The following is a 9,805-nucleotide window of genomic DNA, read 5'->3' on the forward strand; positions in this document are numbered from 1 at the left end:
GCTCATCCTGTCACCTGTAGAAATTAAAACCAATGGAGCAGCAAACTCAACCAATTGTCGAGAACTTATGGTGGGTAATTCCTGGCAAACTAGCAGGAGTGCGGAAGCCAACGGCAGAGGAATTGAAAGAGTTACAAACAGTGGGAATTGGGGCGATCGTCTCAGTAATGCACGATCGATCTAATCTGGAATTATACGATCGGGAAAATATTCCGCACTTATGGCTGCCGATCCAGATTGCTAGTTCGCCCAGTCGATCGCAAGTCGCAGAATTAATCGATTTTGTCGATCGATATCATCGCCAAGGTGTGGGGACTGCCATTCATTGTACGGGTGGATTACACCGAACGGGGACGATGTTGGCGGCTTATTTGATTTTGAATGGTGCGTCTGCTGAAGATGCGATCGAGAAGATCGCGTCTGCAAACCCACAGGCGGTGCTAGAACTAGCTCAGACAGTCTTTTTACGTTCGCTAGCAGCGGAGAATAGTTAAAAGAAACTGCTAATAACGGTAAGTTTAAATCGATCGACTCTGATTAAAGTCACATAGAAGTTCAAACTGATGGAACCGCAATCGATCGAGCCAATTGTCAAAAATTTATGGTGGGTAATTCCTGGTAAATTGGCAGGAGACATTTACTTTGTCGTGATGTTTTTGGTAAGTTTCTATATGGCGTGGCGGATTAAGACAGATTACGCCAGAGCCGCCAGTGTAGTATTTACCTCGGCGGGTACCAATTTTGAATTAGCGATCGCCGTCGCCATTGCCGTGTTTGGAATTAACTCTGGAGTAGCATTTGCCGCTGTGGTCGGCCCGCTAGTAAAAGTCCCAGTGTTAATCGGTCTGGTTAATGTGTCCTTTTGGTTGCAGCGGAAGTTTTTTACAGTGCGGACATTATAAATTTCCTGTTGATGTTTGCAATTCCCCTCTCGCTCGATCGCGACGTAAGATGTAGAGAATTAATAATATAAATAACCCCGTTCCAGCCAGATATTTGATCGGACTGGGAATTACTTCTTGAGGTGAAAAGAAGCCTTCGATCGCCCCCGCAATTAGGAGCATCGGGACGATACCCATAACTAGTTGTGCGGCTTGGACGCCATAGATTCGGAGTGCATCGCGCCGACGATAACGACCGGGAAATAACAGTCCTCTAGCTATTAATAAGCCAGCACCACCAGCAATAAAAATTGCAGGTAATTCTAGAGATCCATGCGGAAATACAAATGCCCAAAATGGATAAGCTAAACCATTTTGACCGACTAAAGTGGCGACAGCACCGATGAGAATACCATTATAAAAAAGTGCGTAAATCGTCCACAATCCAGCAAGAATTCCGCCGCCAACCATCCGAAAGGCAACGCTGAGATTATTAATTGCAATACTACTAGCGGCAAACGGTTCGGTGCCGATAATCGACCCCATCCAGAGCTGGTTTCGATCGCGGACTTTTTCTATCATCGATTGCGGTACGACTAGAGACATAAAGCTGGCATCTTGCCATGCAAACCACCAAGCGATGAGGGCACCAACCATGAATAAGGCAAAGGCAATTGTCGTATAAGCCCAAGTTTCGCGTAAAACTTGGGGTAATTTCCAGCGATAAAAGTCGAGGACTTCACGCAATTCTTGGCGTCTGGAACCACGATAAACTTGACTATAAGCGCGAGTTGTGAGTGCTTGGAGTTCTTGGACGATCGTTTGACCGATTTGATTGGTATTGGCTCGCGCCAAATCTGCTGCTACCGATCGATACAAGCTCGCTAGCGTCCCGATTTCCTTCGCAGTTAAGGCTTTTATCCCCTTTTGCTCCGAGCGTTGGAGTAAAATATCGAGTTCTTGCCATTGAGCCTGTCGGCGAGCGATCCAGCGTTGAATATTCATTAGAGCAATCGATAATCGATAATTAATAATTAAACATTTGGAAGATATCCACTACACGATCGATCGGGCTTCAGCCATTGTTGACAAAACCGCTATTAATGACAACATTAACAATAGAAGATCGATCGTCAATTATTAATTATTAATTATTAATTATTTAAAGTATGCCAAACAAATGTAGTGGCCCGCGACCGCTCATAAGTTCTACGACGATCCCAATAAATCCTAACATTGCCAGCCGACCATTCCAAACTTCCGCTGCTGTCGTCAGACCCATCTCCCATTTTTCTTGAGGATACATCTTGATCTTCTTCTTCATCTGGGTCACTCGGGCGATATCCAAGCTAGGAGCCTTAGCCGCTGCGAGGACGATATCTACTAGCGTCTGGATGAATATCGGATTAGTATCCAATGCGGGTACGCGGTTGAAGACGTGAACCCCAGCTTCTTCGGCGATTTCGCGATATTCGATGTCGATTTCTTCGAGGGTTTCGATATGCTCGGAAACAAAGCTAATCGGCACTACAACTAACTCCCCAACACCCTTGCTAGCTAATCCAACGATCGCGTCTTCGGTATAGGGTTGCAGCCATTCTACGGGGCCGACTTTACTTTGATATGCTAGGGAATGATCGTTTTTTCGTCCCAATGTCTGCATAATCAGCTTGGTACAGTCTTCAATCTCGGCTTGGTAAGGATCGCCAGCCTCTTTGATGTAGCTGACCGGAACGCCATGAGCGCTAAAAAACACATGCGCCTCGTCGGGGTGGGGGCATTTATCAATTTGAGCGGCGATTAGTTCGGTCATCGCCTGTAGATAGCCAGGTTCTTTATACCAGTCGGCAACTACCGTATATTGAGCTGGCTTGAGATGGGGATTTTCGCTCCAGATTTTTTCGATTAGTCTAAAGCTAGAACCGCTAGTGCTAATGGAAAACTGTGGATATAAGGGCAGAATCACGAGTTGCTCGATCCCATCTTGCTTGATTTGCGTTAGCGCATCTTCGGTAAAGGGGTGCCAATAGCGCATCCCAATATAAACTTTTGCATCTTCACCCTGCGATCGCAATCCAGCTTCTAAGGCGCGAGCTTGCTCTTCAGTAATGCGGCGCAATGGCGACCCGCCACCAATCTTCTGATAATTAGCTTGAGATTTCTTGGCTCGGGAAGTAGAAATGATCCAAGCTAGCGGTTTTTGGAGCGCTGCAATTGGAATCCGAATAATTTCAGGGTCGGAAAACAGGTTAAACAAGAACGGACGCACATCCGATAATTGCTCCGGTCCGCCCAAATTTAGCAGTAAAACCCCTAATCGACCCATGACGGCTGTGTTTTCCCAGTATGTTGCAAATTCTTCATTAATTTTAACAATTATCTGGTTTGAACGGTAGCGGTTTAGCATCGCCGATACATAAATTTAATTTTAATTTGGCGGTCTTGCCGATAAGTTGACAGCTAGTTTCAGAGTATTGTCGATCTGTCAAGTAGATCCCAGACGTCTTCGCGATCGATGTTCCCGCAATGGCAGTCGTTTTGCCTTGGTTGGTCGATCGATAAATTCAGGATATGTAGCTGAGATCTTACGCTGACTCAGAAGATCGCAATCCTCGCTATTCGTTGGCGGAGCCTATCCGCTGGATAATGGCATCACAAGCAGTTTTCACCCCATTTTCGGTGTGAAGAATCCGTCCGACTGCTGCCGCTCTGGTGGCATATTGGGGGTTCTCTAATAATGCTCGCAATTCCCTGGCTACTCGCGCCCCTGTATACTGCGATCGCGCAATTGTCCGCGATGTTCCCAACCGTTCGATTCGTGCCGCGTTATCTGGTTGGTCGTTAGCGTATGGCGTGACGATTGTGGGACGACCAGAACGGAGAGCCTGAGCCGTTGTCCCGATCCCACCCTGATGGACGATTGCGCTGGCATAAGGGAAAATTTGAGAATAGGGCGCATAGTCAATTGCAATAATATCTGGTGTCAGATCTTTTGGAAGTGGATTGTCCCCAATCAATAAAACAGCACGGCGATTTAACTCTCTGGCGGCGCGAATACTTTCTGGGTAAAAGTTACCAGGTACATTCACCGCCGCAGTACCTAGCGTAAATACAATTGGAGCCTCGCCAGTTTTTAAAAACCGTTGAAGTTCTGGTGCGAGTTCGACCATATAGCGATCGCGATCGCCATCGTAAAATGTAAATCCAGTCACGATCGTATTTTGCGGCCAATCAGGTTGCGGCTGTGCTAATACTGAAGAAAATAGTGCCAACACCAGATCGGGAGAACACCTATTTTCGACAAGAACATTGCCATTTATCGGCGGCAATCCGAGTTCGTTTCTAAGTTGATGAATGGGTTTTCCCCAAGATTTAGTAACTGCTATTATTATTTGTTTAATTGCTCGATTGAAAGTAACCCCCAATTTCGTTAACCGATCTGCAAATGGAAGTAAAGGTAGCACTGATGGATCGTAACTAGAGAAAAAAGCAGCAGGCGCAAGTGTAGATGTTGCCCACCGAATCCCCAATTTTTCGGCAACCATTGGTGCTACATATACTAATTCACCACTAACGATAAAGTCCGCATCTTTGGCACTAGCCATCAAATCGTCATAAGTATCCCGTAAATTTGGCAGTACCCACTTACGGATGATATATTCCGAACCCGTTTTCAAATCCATCATTTGCGCCAGTATTTGCAGCTCATCTGTCCTAGGCAGATCGGGACGCAGCCGATGAAACTCAAACCCCAAGGCGGCAATTTTGGCTTGATATGTTTGATGGGTAACAAAGACGATATCGTGTCCGCGCTGACGTAATTCTAGTGCGATCGCGATTTGCGGATGCAAATCTCCCAATGAACCCATCGTCGTTACCACAATCCGACTCATGCTTTTTCTCCCTTACTCTGACTCCAGCATTTCTTCAACACTCAAGCCGATATCACTTGCAATCTGTCTGAGCAAACGAGGAGAGATATCTCTCCCTTTGTGAAATGGAACTGTAGTTCCTCTTCCGTCTTCGTGTCTAAACTGTTTATGCAAACCTCTTTGGCGCACCTCTACAAAATCCAGATTTTCTAAAATTCTTACAACTTCTTGGGGCTTGAGAACCGGAATATTACTCATAAATCAAGCAACCGTAATCTGTTGTGTACCTACAAATTCCGTCTCGAATACCAAATTTTCATCTTCTAAGAGCATCTCGATTACTTCACGAAGATTCTCTTGTAATTCATCTAATGTCTCGGCTTGAGAATGTGCCCCTGGAAATCCTGGTACATAACCCACATAAAGGTTCAGATCGGGATCCCGCTCAATAATCGCCGTAAATATTTTCATGATTTAATTTGATGCTTTTAGTCGATCGTTAAATTCAGGATATTTATCTAAATCCTACGCTGATTCCAAATCTGGTATTCATAGCCAAGTTCCTTCTACGCGTAATCGATTTAACTACGAACGATTAACGAAATTGTGTCGCGATCGAGAACAGCAAGCGCATCCTGAATAGTATCGACTTCTTGAGTTTCTAATAATGACTCCCCACATTGCTCACATACCCACGCCGGAATAGCATCCCATGAAATATGATAGCCATTTCTGTCAATACTAAAAGGTGCGGTTCCTTTCTTCATCTGCGCTTTGCAGTATAAGCATTCCATCTTTAAAGCCTCTCTCTAAAATCTGGTGTCCACTGAATTAGATTTGGGAGATATGTGGTGATAATAGCTAAATATTCATCCTTGGGAGCGCACATAACATGAATGTATCGACTATTCATGACACATCCCAATATTAAACAACTGTGACCTCTGGTATCTTCAGGATAATCCTCAATCACCTCACCTGTCATGATGACCTCTTCAACATCTTTTGTCGTAATCATTCGATCTGGGCGAGACATTTGCCGAATCGTATGAGGCAGAAATAATAATCGTTTGTCTGCTGCTAGTCTAACCTGCTCTAAGATGTCTGTGATGTAGATATCTCAACTATTTTCATGTTTGAAATCTACCTAAATCCCCATCTCCAAAAGGAGACAGGGACGATTCGGCAAAGCTGTTCGCATAGCGTCTGCCTTCGCAGAGGCTACGCCAACGAATCCTAACCTACCAACTCTAATCCCCGCTTACAAATCGCCTGAGCAGTGATGCCGTTAAATGCCATCAATTGACCCGCTGTAGCCGTAGTTTCCCCACGCTTCCAGGCAAAGGTATCGCGAGGTGAGTTCGATCGCAACATCACAGGTTCTAACATTGCCGGAGCGCCACCTGTAACGCCAATTAAGGCACTGCCACCGAAGATTTCGGCAAACTTAGCATCACTTAAAAAACCACCGTCAGGTTCGCTACAGGTATCCCAGGCGACATCGGTAGGGCGATAGAGACGACGGGGATTGATAATCGAGACGATTTTTGAACCGATGCCTTCGGTTTTTAAAAACGCAGCCGCCTCAAACGCTGGTGCTAGCGTCATGTCGCCGATAACTGCGAAGACTACTTGCTTATCGCCAGCGGTGTCTTGTAAGACTACCGCGCCATCTTCTAAGCCTTGACAAGTTTGGGCAAAGGTGGTGCGGATGGGTAAGGGTGATTTACTCGCGGTAATTACTACGCCTTTATTTTGGGTGGTTAATGCCCAGTCATAACAGACTTGGATACTATTGGCATCGGGGGGGAAGACGGGGAAGACGTTACCATTCCGCATCATTGAGGCGAAGTAGGCTTCGATTTCAGGGCGTTGGTGCGTCCAGCCGTTGCGTCCCTGTTCGAGTGCGCCTGCGGTGTAGAGGGTAATTGTCGAAGGTGTGGGACGGCGGAGTTCTGCCATTGCTTGGGTGACGGTTTGCCAGATGGGTAAACCATTGATCGCGAAGGATTCGTAGGAACACCAGAGTGTACGCGCACCCATGAGGGCAAGTCCAGCCGCGAGTCCCGCACAAGCATCTTCACTCAAGGGTTCGTAGACTTGCCCGTTGGGTGCTTGGAAATATAAGTCGTCGGTGGTGGGGTGGATGATTTTGAGGGCTTGGTTGATATTGGCAATCCCGGAAGCTTCATTCCCATCGGCATTACTAACGATGAAGTTTTTATCCTGTTGTCCGACGTAACCAACCAATCGTCCCATCGCCGTAGTCGATACTTTGGCTTCACCTGCTGCGTATTCTTCCAGGGGTAGCGTTCCGAGACTAGGGACTGGAAATACCGATTCGGTAGTGGCGACTGTAGATGAAGATCCACCACCAGCGCGTTCGCAGTTAGTCCGTACCAATTCCCATGCTTCGACAGAGAGGGAACGATTTTTCAAACCAGTAATAATGTCAGCATTATCGAGGGTGTGATGAGCGTAAAGGTTATGAGATTTTGAACCCGTCGCGTGAACGCCTGCGCCTTTGAGTTGTTTGATAATGAAGACGGTTAATTTTCCACCGAGGGCAGATTTAGCTGCTTTATCGACACCAGCGAGAATAGCTTGCGTAAAAGCTAACCGTTTTTCGGCTGAGAATAAAGTACTATCGACATATTCACCAGCCTGATTGGTATCGTCAAAATCCTTGGCATTTACCATGATGACTTCATCGAAACCATTACCCTGCCAATAACCGAGCATCTCCTGGTTGGTTTTGGTAGACACCATACTATGATGCTCCTGCGAGTAACCATTCCACACCAAGACAGGTAAGAAATTAGTCACCGTCGGGAACGCGGTATGGAAATGCTGCATCGCACTGATAATATATGGCTCGCCCAAACCACCATCGCCGACGGTAAAGGGAAATAATTTACCTGGGTGCAATTTCGCCGCCGACATCGCGAAATGTTGACCTTGACCGAGTGGCCCTGCTGGAGCGAGAATACCAGGGATAAAGCCCGACAAGTGCCCGATTAGCCCATCTTTTTCGCGGAACTTATCGCGTAATTGTTGAACCGTATTGATGCCCATCGCTTCCAGCGACTTGTCGAGAAACATCGCACTATAAAATCCTGGTGCGTGATGTCCGACTTCCGTGAGAATATTCTTATGTCCCAGCATCACCAGTGAAGCGTAGACTTCAGCCTGACTGGCAAATCCGCCCGGATGTCCCGAAGCCTTACTCGCACAGATTTGCAGCGTCAGATAGCGCAGTGCGTCGGCATAGAGCAATGCTTGAAATGCAGCGGCGGGATCGTTGGCATCGGTGATGCTAGTTTGTCCAGATGCGATCGCGGGTGTCTTACCATAGGTATCGAAGCCTGGTAACTGTTCCCCAAAATACTGAATCCCTTCGGCAAATGCTGGAGTGCGAGCAGCAGTAGTCATAAATAATAGCGTTAAATATACGATCGACCTCCATTATCCGATGTCTGCGACCCTTACGGACGATCGTATAATTAAGATGTTGAATTCAATGCTTAATTTAATGTCGAATATCGATCTTCGCAATATTCACTCGCTCACCGACTTCAAGCGCAATGCCAATGCTTATGTCGAGCAACTCCAGGCGACACAGCTACCATTAGTGCTGACAGTTAATGGTAAAGCTGCGGTAGTAGTCCAAGAAGCTGGTGCTTTTCAGTCGCTAGTCGATCGCATCGCAGCGATGGAAACCGAACTAAAATCTTTTAGACTAGCACAACTGCGTCAAGATCTAGGAGCTGGTGTTCAGGAACTCGATCGAGGACAATCTACAACATATACTCTAGATAATCTCCACCAGTTATTTGATGAGATTAGAACTCAAGGTAGAGCGGATCTATAACAAGTTACATGAGTATTCAAATTCGGTTTTCTGAGAGTACAAAACAAAACTTGTCGATGATACCATTTATTCTGGATCGGTGGCGCATTTTGAATCGATCGATTAACTGCGCTACAATCGAACCAAATAATAATTATGACTCACATTACTTAAAAACAATGGCAGACCAAGAACTGTTGAATCGAATTACTACCAATCCTAAAGTCATGACAGGGAAGCCAGTCATCAGAGGAACGCGCTTGACTGTTGAATATATTTTAAATCTGCTCGCTCACGATACAACAGCGGCAGAGATTCTAGCAGAATATGAAGGCTTGGCAGAAGCTGATATTAAAGCCTGTCTCTTATTTGCATCTCGATCTCTTGAGAGTGCGAGTTTTATGCCGCTAGAGATGGAGACGGCTTAGGTGCGGTTTTTAGTAGATAAAAATGGTGGCTTAGTCGTGCCAAATTGGTTACGAAGTCAAGGGCATGAAGTATTTGCAGTTTACGAGAGCGCACGCGGTATTGATGATGATGCGGTAATTCAGAAGGCTTTTGATGAAGATTGGATTTTGATTAGCAGTGACAAGGACTTTGGTAATAAAGTCTTTCGAGAGCATCGAGAACATCGAGGCGTTATTTTACTTAGACTTGAAAATGAAAGCTCTGCTAACAAAATCGCTCTTTTACAAAGATTGTTAGCAGAATATCCCGAACAGATATCCGATAACTTTATCGTAGTGACAGACAAACTAGTTCGATTTGCACGATCGCGCTCATAGAGCAGAATAAGCAATACAAGCCAGAATATCTTCCGTTTCCAGTTGGGGATAGTCTTCGAGAATCTCCGTTATCGTCGCACCGCTAGCTAAAAAATCGAGGATGAGCGATACCCCAATTCGATGTCCCTTGATACAGGGTTTACCAACACAGATATTAGGATTTACCGAGATCCGTGACAAAAGTTGCGAACTACTCATAATGCAATCGATGATATTTTTTAACTAGTTTAAGATCCGAGATTAATCGATCGAGCGACAGTGTTCTTTGACCCAGTTATGAATTAAGGCATTTACTTGAGTGGGAATTTCATCGTGGGGACAGTGTCCAGCATCGAGATAATATGTCTGTAACTGGGGATAATATTCCTGAAACTTCTCATTGCGCTGGCGAGCATCGATCCACGGATCGCCTTCACC

General features: G+C 45.8%; 13 protein-coding genes and 2 pseudogenes. 5 read left to right on the top strand and 10 right to left on the bottom strand.

What is annotated here, in order from left to right; genetic code table 11:
* Window positions 1-32: 32 nt before the first annotated feature.
* Both RMO35_RS07840 and RMO35_RS07845 read left to right on the top strand, forming a co-directional pair.
* A complete protein-coding gene (locus RMO35_RS07840; RefSeq protein WP_309739989.1) occupies window positions 33-494 on the top strand; it encodes a dual specificity protein phosphatase family protein in 462 nt (153 codons plus the stop codon).
* A 141-nt stretch (window positions 495-635) separates the two neighbouring features.
* Window positions 636-902, top strand: a pseudogene (locus tag RMO35_RS07845) (arsenic resistance protein); the annotation flags it as partial.
* Here RMO35_RS07845 and RMO35_RS07850 read toward each other — a convergent pair.
* The 8 genes from RMO35_RS07850 to RMO35_RS07885 form a co-directional block, all read right to left on the bottom strand.
* Window positions 897-1,886 (bottom strand): stage II sporulation protein M, encoded by a 990-nt coding sequence (locus RMO35_RS07850; RefSeq protein WP_309739993.1) that lies wholly within the window; start codon window positions 1,884-1,886, stop codon window positions 897-899. The pseudogene RMO35_RS07845 and the gene RMO35_RS07850 sit on opposite strands and share 6 nt — an antisense overlap.
* Window positions 1,887-2,043: 157 nt before the next feature.
* Window positions 2,044-3,207: a ferrochelatase gene (gene hemH, locus RMO35_RS07855; RefSeq protein WP_309740020.1), complete on the bottom strand. Its 1,164-nt coding sequence runs from the start codon at window positions 3,205-3,207 to the stop codon at window positions 2,044-2,046.
* Between the two features lie 289 nt (window positions 3,208-3,496).
* Complete coding sequence (locus RMO35_RS07860) at window positions 3,497-4,774, bottom strand: glycosyltransferase (protein WP_309739995.1); 1,278 nt, start codon at window positions 4,772-4,774, stop codon at window positions 3,497-3,499.
* Window positions 4,775-4,786: 12 nt separating this feature from the next.
* Window positions 4,787-5,011 (bottom strand): type II toxin-antitoxin system HicA family toxin, encoded by a 225-nt coding sequence (locus RMO35_RS07865; RefSeq protein ID WP_309739999.1) that lies wholly within the window; start codon window positions 5,009-5,011, stop codon window positions 4,787-4,789.
* A 3-nt stretch (window positions 5,012-5,014) separates the two neighbouring features.
* Window positions 5,015-5,224 carry a type II toxin-antitoxin system HicB family antitoxin gene (locus RMO35_RS07870; RefSeq protein WP_309740002.1) on the bottom strand — a complete coding sequence of 70 codons (210 nt, stop codon included), beginning with the start codon at window positions 5,222-5,224 and terminating at the stop codon, window positions 5,015-5,017.
* Between the two features lie 110 nt (window positions 5,225-5,334).
* Window positions 5,335-5,547 carry a YgiT-type zinc finger protein gene (locus RMO35_RS07875; RefSeq protein ID WP_309740005.1) on the bottom strand — a complete coding sequence of 71 codons (213 nt, stop codon included), beginning with the start codon at window positions 5,545-5,547 and terminating at the stop codon, window positions 5,335-5,337.
* A gap of 2 nt (window positions 5,548-5,549) precedes the next feature.
* Window positions 5,550-5,870: a DUF4258 domain-containing protein gene (locus RMO35_RS07880; RefSeq protein ID WP_309740022.1), complete on the bottom strand. Its 321-nt coding sequence runs from the start codon at window positions 5,868-5,870 to the stop codon at window positions 5,550-5,552.
* Between the two features lie 119 nt (window positions 5,871-5,989).
* Window positions 5,990-8,185, bottom strand: a complete 2,196-nt coding sequence (locus RMO35_RS07885) for a phosphoketolase (RefSeq protein ID WP_309740008.1) — start codon at window positions 8,183-8,185, stop codon at window positions 5,990-5,992.
* Between the two features lie 100 nt (window positions 8,186-8,285).
* Between RMO35_RS07885 and RMO35_RS07890 the strand changes: the two genes are divergently transcribed.
* From RMO35_RS07890 to RMO35_RS07900, 3 genes are all read left to right on the top strand, one after another.
* A complete protein-coding gene (locus RMO35_RS07890; RefSeq protein WP_309740010.1) occupies window positions 8,286-8,624 on the top strand; it encodes a type II toxin-antitoxin system Phd/YefM family antitoxin in 339 nt (112 codons plus the stop codon).
* A gap of 158 nt (window positions 8,625-8,782) precedes the next feature.
* Window positions 8,783-9,031, top strand: coding sequence for a DUF433 domain-containing protein (locus RMO35_RS07895; RefSeq protein WP_309740012.1), 249 nt, complete (start codon window positions 8,783-8,785; stop codon window positions 9,029-9,031).
* On the top strand, window positions 9,032-9,388 hold the full coding sequence (locus RMO35_RS07900) for a DUF5615 family PIN-like protein (protein ID WP_309740014.1): 357 nt from the start codon (window positions 9,032-9,034) through the stop codon (window positions 9,386-9,388).
* Here the strand turns inward: RMO35_RS07900 and RMO35_RS07905 are convergent.
* Together RMO35_RS07905 and RMO35_RS25235 are read right to left on the bottom strand one after the other, a co-directional pair.
* Window positions 9,383-9,586, bottom strand: a complete 204-nt coding sequence (locus RMO35_RS07905) for a DUF433 domain-containing protein (RefSeq protein ID WP_309740018.1) — start codon at window positions 9,584-9,586, stop codon at window positions 9,383-9,385. The genes RMO35_RS07900 and RMO35_RS07905 overlap by 6 nt on opposite strands.
* Window positions 9,587-9,628: 42 nt before the next feature.
* Window positions 9,629-9,805 (bottom strand): annotated as a pseudogene (locus RMO35_RS25235) (alpha/beta hydrolase); the annotation flags it as partial.

This window comes from Chamaesiphon sp. OTE_20_metabat_361, from assembly GCF_031364565.1.